This is a genomic window from Propionivibrio sp. (assembly GCF_049316945.1).
Taxonomy (GTDB): domain Bacteria; phylum Pseudomonadota; class Gammaproteobacteria; order Burkholderiales; family Rhodocyclaceae; genus Propionivibrio.
In genome coordinates this window covers 20265-39722 of the sequence record NZ_JBMOJE010000037.1, presented here as the reverse complement: position 1 = coordinate 39722, position 19458 = coordinate 20265, and the positions used below count along the sequence as shown (strand labels likewise).

Annotated in this window: 20 protein-coding genes; 8 read left to right on the top strand and 12 right to left on the bottom strand. The window is 58.6% G+C overall.

Annotated elements, in window-relative coordinates; all coding sequences use genetic code 11:
- Positions 1–150 precede the first annotated feature (150 nt).
- Entirely contained in the window at positions 151–1545 is a 1395-nt protein-coding gene (gene gltX, locus ACOYNV_RS10510) for a glutamate--tRNA ligase (RefSeq protein WP_422899723.1), read from the bottom strand.
- A 108-nt stretch (positions 1546–1653) separates the two neighbouring features.
- Between gltX and mltF the strand changes: the two genes are divergently transcribed.
- A complete protein-coding gene (mltF, locus tag ACOYNV_RS10505) occupies positions 1654–3114 on the top strand; it encodes a membrane-bound lytic murein transglycosylase MltF (protein WP_422899722.1) in 1461 nt (486 codons plus the stop codon).
- A 13-nt stretch (positions 3115–3127) separates the two neighbouring features.
- On the opposite strand, the gene serS is transcribed toward mltF, so the two are convergent.
- From serS to ACOYNV_RS10475, 6 genes are all read right to left on the bottom strand, one after another.
- A complete protein-coding gene (gene serS / locus ACOYNV_RS10500; RefSeq protein WP_422899721.1) occupies positions 3128–4408 on the bottom strand; it encodes a serine--tRNA ligase in 1281 nt (426 codons plus the stop codon).
- Between the two features lie 2 nt (positions 4409–4410).
- Positions 4411–5733 carry a replication-associated recombination protein A gene (locus tag ACOYNV_RS10495; protein ID WP_422899725.1) on the bottom strand — a complete coding sequence of 441 codons (1323 nt, stop codon included), beginning with the start codon at positions 5731–5733 and terminating at the stop codon, positions 4411–4413.
- Entirely contained in the window at positions 5726–6337 is a 612-nt protein-coding gene (gene lolA, locus ACOYNV_RS10490; RefSeq protein WP_422899720.1) for an outer membrane lipoprotein chaperone LolA, read from the bottom strand. Before lolA ends, ACOYNV_RS10495 begins: the two co-directional genes overlap by 8 nt.
- Complete coding sequence (locus ACOYNV_RS10485) at positions 6337–8661, bottom strand: DNA translocase FtsK (RefSeq protein ID WP_422899719.1); 2325 nt, start codon at positions 8659–8661, stop codon at positions 6337–6339. The genes lolA and ACOYNV_RS10485 overlap by 1 nt, the downstream gene beginning before the upstream one ends.
- Positions 8662–8744: 83 nt before the next feature.
- A complete protein-coding gene (locus ACOYNV_RS10480) occupies positions 8745–9143 on the bottom strand; it encodes a Crp/Fnr family transcriptional regulator (RefSeq protein ID WP_422899718.1) in 399 nt (132 codons plus the stop codon).
- Positions 9144–9419: a cyclic nucleotide-binding domain-containing protein gene (locus ACOYNV_RS10475; RefSeq protein ID WP_422899717.1), complete on the bottom strand. Its 276-nt coding sequence runs from the start codon at positions 9417–9419 to the stop codon at positions 9144–9146. It abuts the gene before it with no gap.
- A gap of 146 nt (positions 9420–9565) precedes the next feature.
- On the opposite strand from ACOYNV_RS10475, the gene trxB reads away from it, so the two are divergent.
- Both trxB and ACOYNV_RS10465 read left to right on the top strand, forming a co-directional pair.
- Complete coding sequence (trxB, locus tag ACOYNV_RS10470) at positions 9566–10525, top strand: thioredoxin-disulfide reductase (protein WP_422899716.1); 960 nt, start codon at positions 9566–9568, stop codon at positions 10523–10525.
- A gap of 5 nt (positions 10526–10530) precedes the next feature.
- Positions 10531–11112, top strand: coding sequence for a Smr/MutS family protein (locus ACOYNV_RS10465; protein ID WP_422899715.1), 582 nt, complete (start codon positions 10531–10533; stop codon positions 11110–11112).
- A 51-nt stretch (positions 11113–11163) separates the two neighbouring features.
- On the opposite strand, the gene ACOYNV_RS10460 is transcribed toward ACOYNV_RS10465, so the two are convergent.
- Entirely contained in the window at positions 11164–11709 is a 546-nt protein-coding gene (locus ACOYNV_RS10460) for a YaeQ family protein (protein WP_422899714.1), read from the bottom strand.
- 151 nt (positions 11710–11860) lie between these two features.
- Between ACOYNV_RS10460 and ACOYNV_RS10455 the strand changes: the two genes are divergently transcribed.
- From ACOYNV_RS10455 to ACOYNV_RS10435, 5 genes are all read left to right on the top strand, one after another.
- Positions 11861–13252: a TolC family protein gene (locus ACOYNV_RS10455; protein ID WP_422899713.1), complete on the top strand. Its 1392-nt coding sequence runs from the start codon at positions 11861–11863 to the stop codon at positions 13250–13252.
- A gap of 209 nt (positions 13253–13461) precedes the next feature.
- Positions 13462–14673: an efflux RND transporter periplasmic adaptor subunit gene (locus ACOYNV_RS10450; RefSeq protein ID WP_422899712.1), complete on the top strand. Its 1212-nt coding sequence runs from the start codon at positions 13462–13464 to the stop codon at positions 14671–14673.
- Entirely contained in the window at positions 14673–15383 is a 711-nt protein-coding gene (locus tag ACOYNV_RS10445) for an ABC transporter ATP-binding protein (RefSeq protein ID WP_422899711.1), read from the top strand. The genes ACOYNV_RS10450 and ACOYNV_RS10445 overlap by 1 nt, the downstream gene beginning before the upstream one ends.
- A complete protein-coding gene (locus ACOYNV_RS10440) occupies positions 15377–16597 on the top strand; it encodes an ABC transporter permease (RefSeq protein WP_422899710.1) in 1221 nt (406 codons plus the stop codon). The genes ACOYNV_RS10445 and ACOYNV_RS10440 overlap by 7 nt, the downstream gene beginning before the upstream one ends.
- A 13-nt stretch (positions 16598–16610) precedes the next feature.
- Positions 16611–17132, top strand: coding sequence for a gamma carbonic anhydrase family protein (locus ACOYNV_RS10435; protein ID WP_422899709.1), 522 nt, complete (start codon positions 16611–16613; stop codon positions 17130–17132).
- A gap of 292 nt (positions 17133–17424) precedes the next feature.
- Here the strand turns inward: ACOYNV_RS10435 and ACOYNV_RS10430 are convergent, their stop codons facing one another.
- The 4 genes from ACOYNV_RS10430 to ACOYNV_RS10415 form a co-directional block, all read right to left on the bottom strand.
- Positions 17425–17844, bottom strand: a complete 420-nt coding sequence (locus ACOYNV_RS10430; RefSeq protein ID WP_422899708.1) for a type II toxin-antitoxin system HicB family antitoxin — start codon at positions 17842–17844, stop codon at positions 17425–17427.
- Positions 17841–18026, bottom strand: coding sequence for a type II toxin-antitoxin system HicA family toxin (locus tag ACOYNV_RS10425; RefSeq protein WP_422899707.1), 186 nt, complete (start codon positions 18024–18026; stop codon positions 17841–17843). The genes ACOYNV_RS10430 and ACOYNV_RS10425 overlap by 4 nt, the downstream gene beginning before the upstream one ends.
- Positions 18027–18100: 74 nt before the next feature.
- Entirely contained in the window at positions 18101–18814 is a 714-nt protein-coding gene (locus ACOYNV_RS10420; RefSeq protein WP_422899706.1) for a transposase, read from the bottom strand.
- Between the two features lie 209 nt (positions 18815–19023).
- Positions 19024–19458 (bottom strand): putative toxin-antitoxin system toxin component, PIN family, encoded by a 435-nt coding sequence (locus ACOYNV_RS10415; RefSeq protein ID WP_422899705.1) that lies wholly within the window; start codon positions 19456–19458, stop codon positions 19024–19026.

Here is a 19458-nt window from a genome sequence, read left to right as displayed (position 1 = left end):
TACGCGGGATCGAACCGCGGACCTCTTGCATGCCATGCAAGCGCTCTCCCAGCTGAGCTATACCCCCGTCGAAGGAAGGGCGCATTATAGGGAGGCTGCCAAGTCTTGTAAAGCGCTTTTTTTCTTCGCGCAGAGTATATACAACACCTCTCAGTTGACCGGAGCCACTGCCAGGCGTTTGAGCGCAAGTTCGCGCGGGAAAAGGGCGAGAACTGCATCAACCGACGGCGTTTGCGTCTGCCCGGTAAGCAATACACGGAGGGGCATTGCCAACTTGGGCATCTTGAGTCCGTGCTTGCCGATGCACGCCTTGATCAGCGCCCCGATGGCCGCTGCTTCCCATGTCACATCCTTCACGCCCGAGATAAAGTCCGCCAGCGCTGGCAGTGCTTCCGGAGTGAGGTGCTGTGCCAGAATTTCTGCCTTCGGGTGCAGGTCGATGTAGAACACCTCTGCGGCGTCGGCAAGTTCGTTCAGAGTGCTCACGCGCTCCTTGTAGATGCCGATGATCGCTTCAAGCGAAGGCGACGCAGTGATAGTCACACCCCGCTCTTCGAGGCGTGGCTGAACCAACGCCGCGAGTCGTGCGTTGTCGGACAGCTTGAGGTAGTGCGCATTAAGCCAGTTCAGCTTCTCGGTATTGAATTGTGCCGCCGACGGCGTGATGTGGTCGAGATCGAACCACGCGCAGAACTGTTGCATCGAGAACACCTCTTCGTCGCCGTGCGACCAGCCGAGACGGGCCAGATAGTTGAGCACAGCTTCAGGCAGATAGCCTTCATCGTCGTATTGCATGATGCTGACCGCGCCGTGGCGCTTGGAAAGCTTCTGCCCATCGTCGCCGAGAATCATCGAGAGATGCGCATAAAGCGGCACCTCTGCACCCAGGGACTTGAGGATATTGATCTGGCGCGGCGTGTTGTTTACATGGTCGTCGCCACGGATGACGTGAGTAATGCCCATCTCCCAGTCGTCAACGACTACGCAGAAGTTGTAGGTTGGCGTGCCATCAGCGCGGGCAATGACCAGATCATCGAGTTCGGCGTTGGCGATCTCGATGTAGCCCTTAACCAGGTCATCCCAGGCCACCACGCCCGCCACCGGATTTCTGAAGCGCACCACCGGCAGCGCGCCCGCAGGCGGCGTCGGCAGCGTCTTTCCAGGCTCCGGGCGCCAGGCACCGTCGTAACGCGGCTTGAGACCTTTGGCGCGCTGCTCCTCACGCATGCGGTCGAGTTCCTCAGGAGTCGTAAAGCAGTGGTAGGCAGTTCCGGTAGCGAGCATCTCAGTGATCACCACTTTGTAACGATCCATGCGCTGCGTCTGGTAGAAAGGGCCTTCGTCGTGCGTGAGGCCCAGCCAGTTCATGCCGTCGATGATCGCTTGCACGGCTTCCGGCGTTGAACGTGCGAGGTCAGTGTCTTCAACGCGCAGAATGAATTTTCCGCCGTGGTGACGGGCGTAGGCCCAAGAGAAGAGGGCGGTGCGGGCGCCGCCGATGTGCAGAAAACCGGTTGGGGAGGGGGCAAATCGGGTGCGGATCATGATCAGATGCCAGTAAGCGGAAAGGCGGTATTGTAAAGTAAGATAAGGTTGTGATTAAAATCAGATCCTCGTTCAGGCTCATACCTTATTGGACAAGGCTGTCTGCGCATGACAAAAACCCCCGACTCACCCTCTATCGCCTTGATCTTGAGGAGAGAACAAATTTACCGTGTTCTTATTCTCGCTGTACTTATTGCAGGTTGCGGCAACAATATCCTGCAACCGCCAGAAAAAACCAGGGAACTCGTTATCCAGACGAGGGTGGGATCAGCCACGTACTCGGTTGATGGAATCAGTGGTGCGAGCGGCTTTGATTACGACCTTGCCCGTTTGCTTGCGCAGGAAATGGGACTGAATTGCAGGATCGTCGTTGCTGCCAGCGACACCGACATTCTGATCCGGCTCAAGAACGGTGAGGCGCATCTGGCTGCGGCATGGCAAACACCGGTCGACGATTCCGGCATACGGAGCAGTACCCCTTACTTCCAGAGTCATAATGTTCTGATCACGCACGAAGCCTCACTGCCATTGACCGGGATCGAACAATTGGCCCATAAAACCGTGAATGTTGTTGCCGGTTCACGGCAGGAGGCTGTGCTACGCGCAGTCAAGGAGAAGGTTCCGGATATCGTCATTGCCGTAAATCACAAACCTAGCGAACTTGACCTGATGGAGGGCGTCGCAACGCAGCGCTATGAGGCTGCCGTGGTAAACAACGCTGAATTTGATATTGGCAGCAATTTCTACCCTGAGTTGCAAGAGTCGTTGGAGATTGGGCCGGCGCTGCCGATTGTTTGGCTTTTTTCACCGGGCGTTGACGCGGAGTTGATCACCAAGGCCAACGCTTTTCTTGAGCGCATGCAGAAAAGCGGCGAAATGGATCGCCTGAAAGATCGTTATTTCGGGCATGTGGAGCGGCTCACGCAAGCCGACAGCCTGCGTTTTATCGAGCGCATGAACTCCGTTCTGCCCCAGTATCGAAAGCTGTTTCATGCGGCTCAGGCCCGTACGGGGATCGATTGGCGACTACTCGCCGCACTGGCCTACCAGGAATCCCAATGGGAACCGCTGGCGACCAGCCCCACCGGGGTGCGCGGCATGATGATGCTGACCGGAGATACTGCCGACCATCTTGGCGTAAGCAACCGGCTCGACCCGGCACAAAGCATTCGCGCTGGAGCACTGTATGTCAGCGACCTACGCGATGCGCTGCCCTCAAGCATTGGCGAACCCGATCGGCTATGGCTGGCGCTCGCAGCCTACAATCTTGGCATGGGCCATCTCAATGCTGCTCGCTACATTGCGAAAACGCAGAAATCCAACCCGGATTCCTGGTTTGCAATGAAGAAAGTTCTGCCGCTGTTGTCACAAGCGCAGTATTACAGCCGGTTGAAATCCGGCAAGGGGCGTGGCGGTGAAGCGGTGATCATGGTTGAGAACATCCGCGTCTATACCGACATTCTCAATCGCCACGAACAGCCCTACCGACCAATGGAGAGAATTCCCGAAACCTCAGCAGGCATCCAAAGCTACCCGCTGCAATACAGCAACGAATTCTTTAACGACTAGCGAAAATTTCAAATTACGCGGTGATTTTCTCCAGCCCGCCAAGATACGGCTGCAAGGCCGCCGGCACGGTAATGCTGCCGTCGGCATTCTGATAATTCTCCATGATGGCTACCAGCGTACGACCGACCGCAAGCCCTGAGCCGTTGAGCGTGTGCACCAGTTCAGTCTTGTTCTTTTCATTGCGGCAGCGCGCCTGCATGCGCCGCGCTTGGAAGGACTCAAAGTTCGAGCAGGAGGAAATCTCGCGATAGGTGTTTTGCGCCGGTAGCCAGACTTCCAGATCATAAGTTTTGGCTGATGAAAAGCCCATATCGCCGGTGCACAGGGCGACACGGCGGTAGGGCAGTTCAAGCTTTTCGAGAATCCTCTCGGCGTGGCCTGTCAATTCCTCGTGCGCTGCAATGGAGTTTTCGGCGGTGACAATCTGAACCAGTTCAACTTTGTCGAACTGATGCTGGCGAATCATGCCGCGCGTGTCCTTGCCATAGGAACCCGCTTCAGAGCGGAAGCACGGCGTGTGGCAGACCAACTTGAGTGGCAGTTCATCCAGAGCAAGAATGACATCGCGCACGATATTGGTGACCGGCACCTCGGCCGTCGGGATCAGGTAGAGCGGTTCAGCATCAGGGCGCAGAATCTTGAACAGATCTTCCTCGAATTTCGGCAACTGGCCGGTACCGAACAGGCTGGCGGCATTGACGAGGTAAGGGGCATAGACTTCGGTATAGCCATGCTCTTCGCTATGCACATTCAGCATGAACTGGGTGATGGCACGATGCAGCCTGGCAAGCGGCCCTTTCATCAACGAGAAACGGGCACCGGCGATCTTGGCTGCGGTCGCAAAATCAAGCAGCCCAAGTTCCTCGCCCAGATCAACGTGATCCTTGACCTTGAAATCATAGCTGCGCGGCGTTCCCCAGCGCCGGGTTTCGACATTGTCGGCTTCAGACTTGCCGACCGGCACACTCTCTTGCGGCAGATTGGGTATCAGCGCCACAAAGGCGTCGAATTCCTTGAGCAGCTCGCCGAGTCGTATTTCATTTGCATCCAGTTCCTCTTTAAGGGCAGAGACTTCCGTCATCACGGCTGAAGCGTCCTCGCCCTTGCCCTTGAGCATGCCAATCTGCTTGGACAGACTGTTGCGGCGGGCCTGCAGATCCTGGGTGCGCGTCTGCAGCGTCTTGCGTTCGGCTTCGAGTTTCTGGAAGGCGGCACTGTCGAGCGTATAGCCTCGCGTTGCCAGTCTTTCAGAAACAGCGTCAATGTTGTTCCGCAGCAGTTGAATATCAAGCATGTTCAGTCCTTTGAGTCTTGGGATTTTTTAGCGCGCTGGTCAAGATCACGCAGGTGTGCAAGCTTGTCGCCAATTTTTATTTCCAGTCCACGCGCAACCGGTTTGTACCAATCGACTGGCGGCATCCCATCAGGGAAATAGTGCTCACCGGCCGCATAGCCTTCGCTTTCATCGTGCGCGTAGCGGTAATCCTTGCCGTAGTCGAGCTCCTTCATCAGTCGCGTCGGTGCATTACGCAAGTGCAACGGCACCGGGCGTGAACCATCTTTGGCAATAAAGCTACGCGCCGCATTATAAGCGACATAGGCGGCATTCGATTTGGCCGCCATCGCCAGATAGAGTACGGCTTCGGCTAGCGCCAGTTCGCCCTCCGGCGAGCCAAGGCGTTCGAAGGTCACCGCCGCTTCGCCGGCGATCTGTGCCGCTCGTGGGTCGGCTAGACCGATATCCTCCCACGCCATGCGCACGATGCGTCGCGCCAGATAGCGCGGATCGGCGCCGCCGTCGAGCATGCGGCAGAACCAGTAAAGCGCGGCATCGGGATTCGAGCCACGCACTGATTTGTGCAAGGCCGAAATCTGGTCGTAGAAGGCCTCGCCGCCCTTGTCGAAGCGACGCAGGTTCTGCGCCAGCGTGTTGTCGATGAAAGCGCCGTCGATGCAGGAAAGATTGGCAGTTTCCGCCGCCGTGCGTGTCTGTTCCAATAAATTGATCAGACGGCGCGCATCGCCATCGGCCAAGCCGATCAAGCGGGAGCGGGCATCGTCATCAAAGCTCAAGCCTTGCAATGCTTGCCGGCAGGCGCGTTCGAACAGCACCCCCATTTCGTCGTCGGACAAGGGGTTGAGGACGTAAACCGAGGCGCGGGAAAGCAGCGCCGAGTTCACTTCGAACGATGGATTCTCGGTCGTCGCGCCGACCAAAGTGAGCAACCCGCTTTCGACGTAGGGCAGAAAGGCGTCCTGCTGAGCTTTGTTGAAGCGATGGACTTCGTCGACGAACAAAATGGTCGGTCGGCCATTCAGCGCCAGTGTCGCCTCGGCGCGTGCAACTGCCTCGCGGATATCCTTGACCCCGGAAAATACCGCCGAAAGCGCCATGAACTCGGCGTCGAAGGCATCCGCCATCAGGCGCGCGAGCGTCGTTTTTCCGACGCCAGGCGGCCCCCAGAGGATCAGCGAGTGCAGCTTGCGTGCTTCAAACGCCAAACGCAGCGGCTTACCGGCACCGAGCAGATGCTGCTGGCCGATCACTTCATCCAGCGTTGCCGGGCGGAGCGCTTCCGCGAGTGGCACCGGATGCGATCGGGAGAACAGATCACTCACCGATGACATCGACCCCGGCTGGCGGTGTAAAACGGAAAAGCGCGGGGGCTATCTGTGGATTACGTTCAAGATGGGTAAAGAAAAGCGAAGTGGTCTGGCCAAAGTTATCGAACAGTTCCATCGCCTTCAGATCGTTCCCGGCAAAACCCATCTGCAACTTTTCAAAACCGCTGTCAGGCGATTTCGGAATCGCTTCCAGCCATTCCAGCCCTTCGCGTTCGCCGACCTCGCGCAGGGTGAAATTTTTCTCCAAAGTATTGTCGCCAACCAATAGCGCCACTGGAGAACTGCCAAGTGCGGCACCGATTTTCCTGACCGTCACCTGGCGCAGATCGGCATCATAGATCCAGACTTTGTCGCCATCGCCAACCAGCAATTGACTGTAGGGTTTCTCGATCTGCCAGCGGAATTTTCCGGGTCGCGAGAACATCATCACGCCGGCCGACTGCTGCGGCCTTTTGCCGTTCTTGGCGACAACAATCTGGGCAAAATCGGCACGTACTGTCTTCGTCGTTTCGAGAAAACGGTGCAACTTGTCGATGGCGCCGGCGTGGGCCACTTGAACAGCGGCCAGACAAGCTACTGCAAAAACGAAACTTCGCATCAATTTTCTTCCTTGCGTGCAATGACTTCACGGCCACCGCGTCCATCCATGGCCGACACCAGCCCGGCTTTCTCCATGGCTTCGATCAGGCGTGCCGAGCGGTTGTAGCCGATGCGCAGATGACGTTGAACCAGCGAGATCGAAGCGCGACGGTTCTTGAGCACGATCTCGACGGCCTGATCGTATAGCGGATCAGACTCGGCATCACCGCCATTTCCCTCGCCATCCCCATTGCCGCCTTCTTCATCGTCATCGAGGCCGCCTCCAGTCAACACGCCTTCAACGTAGTCAGGCGCACCAGCGCTCTTCAGGTAATCGACGACGTGATGTACTTCCTCGTCGGCGACAAAAGCGCCATGGACGCGCGTCGGGTAACCGGTTCCCGGTGCCAGATAGAGCATATCGCCCTGACCGAGCAACGCCTCGGCACCCATCTGGTCAAGGATGGTGCGCGAATCGATCTTCGACGATACCTGGAAGGACATGCGCGTCGGTATGTTGGCCTTGATCAGGCCGGTAATGACATCGACCGACGGTCGCTGCGTGGCCAGAATCAGGTGGATACCCGCCGCACGTGCTTTCTGGGCAAGCCGCGCAATCAACTGTTCTACCTTCTTGCCGGCAACCATCATCAGATCGGCCAGTTCGTCGATAACAACGACAATATGCGGCATGGAAACCAGCGGTTCGGGCGCTTCCGGTGTCAGTGAAAATGGATTCGGAATTTTCTTTCCGGCCTTCTCTCCATCCTTGATGCGGTGGTTGAGTCCGGCGATATTACGAACGCCCATGGCCGACATCAGTTTGTAACGTTTTTCCATTTCGGCAACGCACCAGTTGAGCGCGTTGGCGGCGTGTTTCATATCGACAACCACCGGCGCCAGCAGATGCGGAATGCCTTCGTAGATCGACAGTTCAAGCATTTTCGGGTCGACGAGAATCAGACGCACCTTGTCCGGCTCTGACTTGTAGAGCAGCGACAGAATCATCGCGTTGATACCGACCGATTTGCCCGACCCAGTCGTACCGGCGACCAGCAGGTGCGGCATCTTGGCCAGATCGACGACCACCGGATGACCGCCAATATCCTTGCCCAGCGTCATCGCCAACGGCGAGCTCATGTCGTGATAGGCGCTGCTTGAAATGATTTCGGATAGCCGTACGATCTGCCGCTTGGCGTTCGGAAGTTCCAGCGCCATGCATGATTTCCCGGGCACCGTCTCGACCACACGGATCGAAACCATCGACAGCGCACGCGCCATATCCTTGGCCAGGTTGACGATCTGCGCGCCTTTGACGCCGACGGCCGGCTCAATTTCGAAACGCGTGATCACCGGGCCCGGATAAGCCGCCAGCACCTTGGCCAGAACGCCAAAGTCGGCGAGCTTGCGCTCGATCAGGCGCGAGGTATATTCAAGGCTTTCGGAGCTGACACTATCCGTATGAATCGCGGCCGGTTCGAGCAAATGCAACGGTGGCAGCATGCCGCCCGTGACCGCCTCGGGGAACAGTGGCACCTGCCGCTCGCGGTCGATTCGTTTTTCGACTTTTACCGGCATTGGTGCCGCAGGCGGGGGCTTTTCAATAAAAATCGGCTCCTGGGTTTCCACTCGCTTTTTCTCGACCTCAACCACCGCTTCGCGCTCACGTGCCACCTCACGTCCGATGCGCCTGTCCTGCCAGCGATCAATCAGATCACGCGCCGCGCCGTAAGCCGCTTCCAGCAAAGCGCCAAAACGTTCTGCCGCAGAAAGCCACGACATTCCCGAAAAAATGCTCCAGCCAAGCACCAGGGCGGCAAGCAGGGTCAGCGTCGCACCGGTATAACCGAGAAAACGCACCGAGGCGTTACCGATTTCGATCCCCAGCATTCCGCCTGGAGCCAGCGGCAAGTGGGCCTTGAGAGTGTAAAAGCGCAGAGCTTCCAGCCCGCTACTGGACACGATCAAAACAATGAATCCGGCCAGTGCAATATAGAAAGGGCGCCGATCAGCCGTGCGCAACCCGTCAAGCCGCCGGTAACCCCACCAGACGAGAGCGATCAGCAATGCGATCCACCACCAGGCTGAAAGGCCGAAAACATAAAGCAGCAAATCGGCCAGCCAGGCACCGCCACGACCGGCCGGGTTGTGCAGGGTCGCGGATTGCACGGCGTGCGACCAGCCGGGATCGCCGCGCTGGTAGCCCCACAGCGCCAGCCCAAGAAATGCGGCCAGAACGATCAGCGCCAGCCAGCGCGATTCCTGCAGTACGACCGCGATTTTTTCCGGCAACGGGCTGGGCGCTTCGGAAGCGCGATCAATCCTGCCATTGGTTTTTTGCAACGAAGCCATCAATATCGGTAGAAGCCGAACAAAATGGCATTATAGCCGGCTGCCGGCAACAACCGGAGAGGTTCAGCCCAGGTTCAATCCTCGGTGAGGACAATAAGTCCCTCTTCAACGCGAATATAGCCGCTACGCTCCAGATCCTTCATCACGCGACTGACCATCTCGCGCGACGCTCCGACCATCTTGGCCATATCCTGCTTGGTCACCTTGCGCCGAATCACGCGCAAGCCGTTTTCCTCGACCGAAAAATCGAGGAGCAGCTTGGCGACGCGCCCATAAACGTCCATCAGCGCCAGACTCTCGATCTTTCTGTTGGCTTCGCGCAAACGCAGCACCAGGCTCTTCATGATATTCATGCAGAGATCGAAGTTTTCGGACAAGGCTTTCATCAGATCCGTTTTGGCAATTACCAGCAATTCACAGCTTTCGCTGGAGACAACGTCAGCCGAGCGCGGAGAACCGTCAATCAACCCCATCTAGCCAAAGCATTCACCTGCAGCGAGTAAAGTCAGAATCACTTCGTTTCCTTCAGCATCCCGATTCAGCACTTTCGCGCTGCCGCTGACAATGACGAAAAGCGAGTCGGTACTATCACCCACGAAGACGATCGTCGAGTTTCGCGCCACCTTGCGGCTAACCGCCATGCGCGCTATTTGATCGAGTTGCACTTCTGGCAGTCCTGCAAACAGGGGAATAGTCTGCAACAATGACAGGCATGATTTCCCGCCAGCCTGATGCTGTTTCGCTAGCATTGGTCTCTCTTACGTTCGGGCAATTATTTCAAAGAGTTACAAAAAGATTATAAGATGTTTCGTGGTTTCGTCACCAATTCAGCACAGAACGGGCCGTAGATTGCCGGTTATAATTTCTGCATAATTTTGCCCTGGAGGAAAGACAAATGACCCAATCGCCACGCCATTGCCCCCTGCTGATCCTTGGTTCCGGCCCAGCCGGCTACACAGCAGCCGTTTACGCCGCCCGCGCCAATCTCAAACCGGTGCTGATTACCGGTATAGCCCAAGGCGGCCAGTTGATGACCACCACCGAAGTGGACAACTGGCCCGCCGATGCCCAGGGCGTACAGGGGCCGGAATTGATGCAGCGCTTTGAAGAGCATGCCAGGCGCTTTGAAACCGAGATCATTTTCGACCACATTCATACCGCCAAACTGGGCGAAAAGCCTTTCACGCTGATCGGCGATAGTGGAACCTACACCTGCGACGCGCTGATCATTTGTACCGGCGCCTCGGCACAGTATCTCGGCCTGCCTTCGGAAGAAGCGTTTTCCGGCCGTGGCGTTTCCGCCTGTGCTACGTGTGACGGTTTCTTCTACCGCAACCAGTCAGTGGCCGTAATCGGCGGCGGCAATACGGCGGTTGAAGAAGCGCTCTATCTGGCCAATATCGCCAGCCACGTTACTGTCGTACATCGCCGTGACAAGTTGCGCGGCGAGAAAATCCTGCAGGACAAGCTGTTCGAAAAGGAAAAAGCCGGCAAGGTCACGATCAAGTGGAACTCGACACTCGATGAAATACTTGGTGACAAGAGCGGTGTCACCGGCATGCGCATCAAGGACGTGAAAACAGGTACCACGGAAGATATTCCGCTGATGGGCGTTTTCATCGCCATCGGCCACAAGCCGAACACCGATCTCTTTGTCGGTCAACTGGAAATGGAAGGCGGCTATATCGTCACCGAGTGCGGCCGCAAGGGTAACGCGACGGCAACGTCGATCCCTGGCGTGTTTGCTGCCGGCGACGTGCAGGACCACATCTATCGCCAAGCCTGCACCTCGGCCGGCACCGGCTGCATGGCAGCGCTCGATGCCGAGCGCTATCTTGACAGTCTCGATAGCTGATTAACATGAAAGTTGCGCGAGATCAGCCAGACCCGGACGATCTCGCGGCCTTTCATGCAGCGGTTGACGGCGCAACACCACTGCGCAAGGCTGACCGCATCACCTTTGATCTGCCGAAGCCCAGCCCACGCCCACGCCAGCGCGAACTCGATGAAGCAGCGGCCATTGTCGAATCCCTGCATGGTCCGATGGAAATCGACGACCTGCTGACCATCGGCGACGCCGACTCCTTCCTGCGCACCGGACTGCCGCGCAGCGTACTGCGTGATCTGCGACGCGGTCGCTGGTCGATTCAGAGGCACATTGACCTGCACGGCCTGAACCGGCACCAGGCGCATGAGGAGGTTGCACTCTTCCTGGCAGAATCGACCAACGCCGGCAAACGCTGCATTCGCATCGTGCACGGCCGTGGTCACGGCTCACCCGGCCGCGAAGGCATCCTGCGGCAACTGGTCAAGAACTGGCTCGCCCGGCGCAAGGATGTCCTGGCCTTCTGCCATGCCCCACCTTGCGACGGCGGAAACGGCGCGCTGTGGGTCTTGCTTAAATCAAGCCAGCCAGCAAAGCGAAAATCTGACGAAATATGAGGCAATTGGTCAGCAGGGGAGGGGGGCGAGAAAATCCCCGGATTGACTGGTTCAGGGCGTCCCGAAAACAAGCAGGGGCTCGATACGAACCGACTCCCCCTCGCCGGTAATCAGCATCTCGCCGTCCTGGGTCATACACTGCAGGCTCATCGCGCGGTTGGCCAGCGCTGCCAGTGCCTGCGTGCTTTCCGGCGAGAGCCTGAAGACGGTCAGATTCGGCAGTTTTTCCATTGTCGCGCGGTTCTGCTCCCACCACATTTCCGCCACGCGACCGCCGTAGGTAAACACCACCACGCGTCCGGCCCGGCCGGAAGCCTTGCGCAGCCAGCGCTCGTCGAGTTGCCCGACGACAATCCAGAGGTCGATGACCCCCGTCAGATCCTTGCGCCAGAGGTCGGGCTCATCGTCCGACGACATGCCTTTGCCGAAGGCCAGCGCATTGTCCGCATAGAGCATGAAGGCCAGCAGACGAACCATCATGCGCGCGTCGTTTTCGGATGGATGGCGGGCGAGCGTCAGCGAATAGTTCTCGAAAACGTTGCGATCCATATCGGCAAGCGAGAGATCAACCTTGAAAATCGTTGCTTTTTGAGCCATTGGAGTCTGCTTTGAATCCTGCATGTAACGCCGCTGCGGCCGGTAACATTTGCTAACAGCTCGACGGGGTGGCGTAACGGGAGAAAGAATGAAGGCCGTTATACTAGCGGAAAATTCATTCCAGCCACCGATCCGATTCAATAGACAGGCCATGCATCCACGTTCCTTATTGTTACTGCTGGCAACCCTCGCCACCACACTCGCACCCGAGGCGATGGCCTTTGGAGTGTCTGATCCTTTCGACACCGAGGCGATCACGCCGCCGCGCCCCCTGCTCTCCCCGATGACAGAGAGTGCCTACGCTCCGTGCAAGGCGCTTGCGGAGAATGCGACCTACGGCGTGCTTGAAGTCGTCGATCTGGCGCTGTGCCAGAACCCGAGAACCCATGAAGCCTGGGCCTACGCCCGCGTGCAGGCGGCGCAGGTCGGCGTGGCGCAATCCGATTATCTGCCCGGCCTCGACGGCAACGTCATCACCAAACGGGTAAGCGCCAATGGGGCAAACCTCAATCAGCGCAGCGCCTCACTCACCCTGTCCTGGCTTCTCTATGACTTTGGTGCTCGCTCGGCCAACCTTGAAGGGGCCAGGCAGCTTTTGAGCGCCGCCTCGTCGACGCTCGACTCAACGGTACAAAGCGTTTTCCTTTCTGCGCTGCAGTCCTACTACAACACGCAGGCGGCGCGTGCCGCCGTCATCGCCGCGCTGGAATCGGAAAAAGCCAGCCGTGAAAGCCTCTCTGCCGCCGAAGTGCGCTACAAGGTTGGCACCGGCACACCGGCCGACCGGCTGCAGGCACAAACCGCCTGGTCGCAGGCGACGCTCACCCGCATCAAGGCCGAGGGCATCGTCAAGATCGCCTACGGCACGCTGGCCAACGTGATGGGACTCGACGCCAACCAGCCGCTGAAGCTGGCCAACATTCCCCAAGTCACGCCGGAGGCCGCGTTTGAACGCGACATCGAAGCGCTGATCATTGAAGCCCGGCAGCGCCGCCCCGACCTCAAGGCCGCCGAAGCGCAGGTCAAGGCCGCCCAGTCGAACGTCGATTACACCCGCGCTACTGGCCTGCCAACCCTCTCCGTGGGCGCCGGGCCGACCTGGGTGGATACCGGCAACATAACCAGCAACAGCAGTTCAGTCGGCCTGACCCTGACCCTGCCGATTTTTTCCGGCTTCAACACCACCTACAAAGTGCGCTCGGCGCAAGCCAACGCCGAAGCGGTCAGCGCCCAGCGCGAAAACATCCGCCTGCAGGTCGCGCTCGATGTCTGGAGCGCCTACCAGAGCCTTGCCACGGCCACCCAGACGATCAAGACAACGGCCGATCTGCTGGCCAGCGCCGAGCAATCGGAACGTGTCGCGCTCGGCCGCTACAAGGCCGGCGTCGGCAGCATTCTCGACGTACTTAACGCCCAGAGCGCGCTGGCTGCCGCACGTCTGCAACGCATTCAGGCGCTGCTCGACTGGCACGTCTCGCGGGCAACGCTGGCCAAAGCGGTTGGCGTACTCGACAGCAGCCTGCTTAACCCTGAGAGGATGTGAAAAAATGCCTAAACACCCACCGCAGAGGCGCAAAGGCGCAGAGGTTTCGCAGAGAAAATCTTTAAAAACAATTGGGGTTCCTCTGCGTTTTCTCTGCGGCTCTGCGCCTCTCCGGGCGCGTAGCCTGGCCTCGGGCCATGGATTCTTGATATTTTCGCAGCCTCTGAGTCAGAAATATATGCCGGAACAAACGCAGGTGCCAAAACCCCATGAAACCGATCATCAAGAAATCCCTCATTGCTCTCGTCGCCGTCACCCTTGCTGGCGGCGGCTTCTACTGGTATCGCAGTAGCGTGGCGCAATCACCCGAACAGCGCTACAAGCTGCAAGCCATCGAGAAGGGCGATCTGACGCAAACCGTTTCGGCCAACGGCACGCTCAATCCGGTCGTTCTGGTGAATGTCGGCACGCAGGTTTCCGGCACCGTCACCAGGCTTTATGTCGACTTCAACGACAAGGTGGTGAAAGGCCAGCCGCTGCTTGAACTCGACCGTTCGCTGCTGGCCGCCCAGGCTCGCCAATCGGCGGCCAACATCGGCAACATCGCCGCCACGCTGGATCTGGCACGCGCCAGCGAAGCGCGCATGAAAACGCTGTTCGAGCAGGAGTACGTTTCGCGCCAGGAACTGGAGCAGGCAGTCCAGACACGGCGTTCGGCCGAAGCCCAGTTGGCGCAGGCCAGGGCCGCCGCCGACAAGGATCAGGTCAATCTCAACTACACCACCATTCGTTCTCCGGTTTCCGGGATCGTCGTCGACCGGGTGGTCGATCTCGGACAGACCGTAGCCGCCAGCCTGCAAACACCGACGTTGATCAAGATCGCGCAGGATCTCTCCGAAATGCGCATCGATTCGAGCTTCGCCGAAGCCGACATCGGCAAGATCAAAACGGGGCAGAAGGTCCGTTTCACCGTCGATGCCTTCCCGAACCGAACCTTTTCCGGCGAAGTGCAGCAGATTCGCCTGAACCCGACGACGCTGCAGAACGTCGTCACCTACAACGTGCGCGTCTCGCTGGAAAATTCCGAGCAGATTCTCCTGCCCGGAATGACCGCCTACGTCAGCATCGGCGTCGCCAAGCGCGACGACATCCTGATGGTCCCCAACGCCGCGTTGCGCTTCAAACCTGCGGAAGCCGATACCAAAACCGCCGACAAACCGGCCCAGAGCGGTGCCCCCGCCGGTGGCGAGCAAAAACGTCCCGGCGAGGGCAAGGGCAAGAAACGCGACACCAGCAGCGGCACGGTTTACGTTATCGACGGCAACGAACTCAAACCGGTCACCATTCAGCTCGGCATCACCGACAACCGCACTACCGAAGTCGTCGGCGGTGATCTGAAACCGGGCGACAAGGTCGTTGTCGGCGAGAACGTCGCCAACGCCAGCGGCAAGCCCAGCAGCGTCGGCATGAGGCTGTTCTGATGGCCGAAGCGGTTATCCGCGCTAGCGGGCTCGGCAAGTCCTACGTCACCGCTGCCGGGCTATTCCCGGCGCTCAAGGGCGTCGACCTGACGATCGAGCGTGGCGAATTCGTCGCCATCATGGGGCCGTCAGGTTCCGGCAAATCGACCTTCATGAACCTGCTCGGCTGCCTCGACACGCCGACCACCGGTGATTACTTCCTGGTCGAGCGCAATGTCGCGCACATGCCCAGCGACGAACTGGCGATCCTGCGCAACCGCACCATCGGCTTCGTTTTTCAGGGCTTCAACCTGCTGCCGCGCATGAGTCTGGAAGACAACGTCGCCCTGCCGCTGGTTTATTCGGGCGTCGTCCGTGAAGCACGGCGCGAGAAGGCACGCCAGATGCTGGGTAAGGTCGGCCTTGATAGCTACGCCAAATCCCTGCCCGCGCGTATCTCCGGCGGCCAGCAACAGCGCGTGGCGATTGCCCGTGCGCTGATCAATTCGCCGCGCCTGATTCTCGCCGACGAGCCGACCGGTAACCTCGACAGCCACACCAGCGAAGAAATCATGGCGCTCTTCGAGCAACTCAACGCGGAAGGCATCACCATCGTCCTGGTCACCCACGAAACCGACATTGCCGCCCACGCCAAACGCCAGGTGCGCTTTCTCGACGGTTACATCGTCAGCGACATCGCGACGCCAGCCAGCGCGGTCCAACCATGCTGAGAGCCATGTTCGGAGAGGCCTGGCACGCCATGGGCTCGAACCGCATGCGTACCGCGCTGACCATGCTCGGCATGGTCATCGGCGTCGGCTCGGTGGTGCTCATGATGGCCATCGGGCAGGGCGCGCAGTACGCCGTGGCGCAGACCATCAGCACCATGGGCAGCAACCTGTACATCCTGATTTCCGGCTCGACCAGTTCCGCCGGCGTGCGTACCGGCAGCGGTTTCGGCCCGACGCTCAATGTCGCCGATGCCGACGCGATTTCCGAACTGGACGACGTCCTCAATGTCGCCCCGATCCATCAGGGAACGCAACAACTCGTCTATGGCGCCAAAAACTGGAGTTCGACGATTGTTGGCACCACGCCGTCCTACCTCGACGCCCGTTCCTGGACGCTGACCAGCGGTTACGCCTTCGGCGATTCCGACGTGCGCTCAGCGACACGCGTGGCGCTGATCGGCAAGACCGCTGCCGATAACCTCTTTGACAAGGAAGACCCGCTCGGCAAGACGATCCGCATTCGCCAGACGCCTTTCGTCATCATCGGCACGCTCAGTGCCAAGGGGCAGAACCTCGACGGTCGCGACCAGGACGACACCGTGATCATTCCGCTCACCACCGCGCAGCGCAAGGTCTTCGGCGTACCTTTTGCCGGCTCGGTACGGGTCATCATGTTGCAGGCCAGTTCGGCTGAAACCATGCCCGCCGTCGAAAAGTCGGTCACCGCGCTGCTCCGCCAGCGCCACCGCATTCGGGAAGATGCGGATAACGACTTCTACATCCGCAATCTCGCGGCAGCGGCTGATTCCGCCGCCGAAACCACCCGCGTCATGTCGTTGCTGCTCGGCGCCATCGCCTCGGTATCGCTGCTCGTTGGCGGCATCGGCATCATGAACATCATGCTCGTTTCGGTCACCGAACGAACGCGTGAAATCGGCATCCGCATGGCCATCGGCGCCCGCCAGAAGGACATCCTGACCCAGTTCCTGCTCGAAGCCATCATGATCTCCATCGCCGGCTGCCTGATCGGCCTGGTTCTCGGCATCGGCGGTGCCCTGCTGACCAACGCCATCACCGACATGGTGATCGTCATTTCAGGCGGCTCTGTACTGGTGGCCTTTGCCGTCGCGGCAGGCGTTGGCGTATTCTTTGGTTTTTATCCCGCACGCAAGGCGGCGGCGCTCGACCCGATCGAAGCGCTGCGTTATCAATAATCAAGGAATCAAAATGCCCGTCTACACCTTGGGAACACACACCCCGCAAATCGACCCGCAAAGCTGGATCGCCCCCAACGCGACGGTCATCGGCCAGGTTCATCTGGCCAGGAACGTCTCGCTCTGGTGGAACGTCACCGTGCGCGGCGACACCGATCTGATCAGCATCGGCGAGAACACCAACATCCAGGACGGTTCGGTGCTGCACACCGACAAGGGAATCCAGTTGATCATTGGCCGCGATGTCACGGTCGGCCACATGGTGATGCTGCACGGCTGCACGATTGGCGAAGGCTCACTGATCGGCATCGGCTCGATCCTGCTCAACCGTTCGGTGATCGGGAAGAATTCGCTGGTCGGCGCCAACACGCTGATTCCCGAAGGCAAGATTTTCCCGGACCGCGTACTGATCGTCGGCTCGCCGGGCAAGGTCATCCGCGAACTGACCGATGAAGAAGTCGCTGGCCTGCCCGGCAGCGCGGAACGTTATGTGCAGAACTGGCAGCGCTATCAGCGCGAGCTGATCCAGGTCTGATTCGTCCTGAAAGGCTCGAAGCCGCGTCAATAGGCCTTCTACAACGATACGGGCTGAAGAGCCAATAAATACGGCACTCTTCAGGCGCATGGCTTGTAGACCGCCTATTCATGAGGTCTGCGCAGGAAAACCGGGCGCAGGAAAACCGGGAACAGACCACGGTTTCCTCTTGTTCTGGGTGATAAGACACGGCTCGCTGGGGGAGGGCGCGAGGCATGGGCGACTCAGGGGGAATGATAAAGCGGCAGAGCATCAGAAAACCTGGGACTCTCCCGGAGTAACCGCTGAGAACCTACTCAAGCGAAAGAACCAGCCGCTTGCCAAGCACGCGCGCTGCACGGTCAAGCTGTTTCAAGCTGGGCCAGTGGTTAGGGTCTTCCAGCCGCTGTGCCGACGCCCATGAGGTATCAAGGGCTCGTGCAATCTCGGACATTGGACGATCTCCACGGGCAAGCCGTAGAAGCGCCGCTGACTGCGATTTGGTATCAGGCGCTACGAGGTGGATATGTTCCCCACGTTCATTGCTTGGTCTGGGAACCATGGATTCGTCCTCAATCCGGCCACGCAGGGAAAGGCTTAACACCTCTTGCGCGTGCATCATTGCTTCGTCGAATGTATCACCCTCGGTGATGGCTTCCGGCAGGTCCGGGAATAGCACAGTGAATCCGCCATCCGGCTGAGGCTCAAATGTTGCGGGGTAGAGAAGGTTCATTTCAGCATTACTCCTGTTTGGCACTGTATCCCTGCAATTGTTCCAGGCTTCAAATCTTTGGTTCCATGCACAGGAACCGATGTTCGCGGACCGTCTTTGCCGAGTTGGTGATGGCTTCCTTCAACACGAAGCACCTGCCATCCGGCGGATTTTAGTTTTGCGATGACTTGTTTTCCGTTCATGTGATTATTATAGATCAAAAAAGATACATTGCATTTCAAGGGCACGGAAACAGGGGGGCACCACGGTTCCTCTTCTAAAACAGATCATTTGAAACCGGTTCGGATGGTTTACGCGGTCGTCCTGATTTGCCTGGCAAAGCCCGTTTGCCCAAGGCAAGGGCAATCTGCTCCCCGAAGCGCGCATCGCCCAAGGCAAAATTTCCGTTGGTCGCCTGTCGGATAGCATCGACCAGACCCGGCTCCAGCTCGTAACGGAAAAGCTCACGATAAGCGGCCAGTCGCGATGACGGGTCAGGGCCCAAGGCCTGATACAGCGCGTGCGGGACGACCAGCGAATCAGCTTCGCCCTGAGCGTTGGCGCGATAGCTTGACCACCGGTATTCGGCCGGATGCCCGACCATGCCGGCGCGCACGGGATTAAGTTCGATATAGCGCTGGCAGGCGAGCAGGTAATGCTCATCCTGCGTCAGGCAGGAGCGGAAACGGCCTTCCCACAGCGAACCGGTTCGCCGATAGGTTCGATTTGCATATTGCACATAACGCTGCCCCAAAGCCTTCATCAGAGCGCCCGCGCCGTCAGTCGACCGGGACGAAACCAGCAGATGCACATGATTGGTCATCAGCACGTAAGCGTGAATCCGGCAGCCGGTCTTGCCGGCATAGTCCTTGAGCCAGTCAAGATAAAAGAGGAAATCTTCGTCGGCAAAAAAGCAGGCTTGCCGGTTATTGCCGCGCTGGATGATGTGCATCGGCACGTTGGGGAGGGTGAGACGGGCGCGGCGAGGCATGGGCGACTCCGGAGGAATGATCAAGCGCCAGACTATCAGAAAACCGTGGTCTGTCCCCTATTGTTTTTTTGGTGCCCTATTGTTGATAGGGTGTGAAACGCGAAGCGTTGCGCACCACCAAGCGGATCAAGCGAGGGGAATTCCGCGTGCGCAAAGAAGAGATTTTGCGCACCCTACCGGGCTTGGAAGTCCACAGTTTGGCTGGTAACTCATGGCCCGCCGTGGCGTTCCCAGAAAACCGCTGGCGTAATAATTGGAAAACGCTCAGCCAGCACCAGCAAATCCTTATCACCAGTGATGAGGTAATCAACATCGGCAGCCTTGATGCCGGCCAGCAGCGTACCCAGTACCGGGAGATCATTTACATCACGCAGTTCGGGTTCATTGGCGGGTAGAGGCTCAATCACTTCCGCCTGGATGGCAAGAATGTCCACCAAGTCATCAATTTCAGCGGCAGATAGACCGTGCCGATTCGCAAGCCGTGGCAATACGCGCCGCAATTCTTCAATTATGAAGGTGGATAGCAGCACGTCTACCGAACCGTAACGCCATGCCGCCATGATTTTCCCAGGCACGCTGCCGGGAAAAGCGATGCCCGATAGCAGCACGTTGGTATCGAGCACCACCCTAAGTGTGTTCGCCAC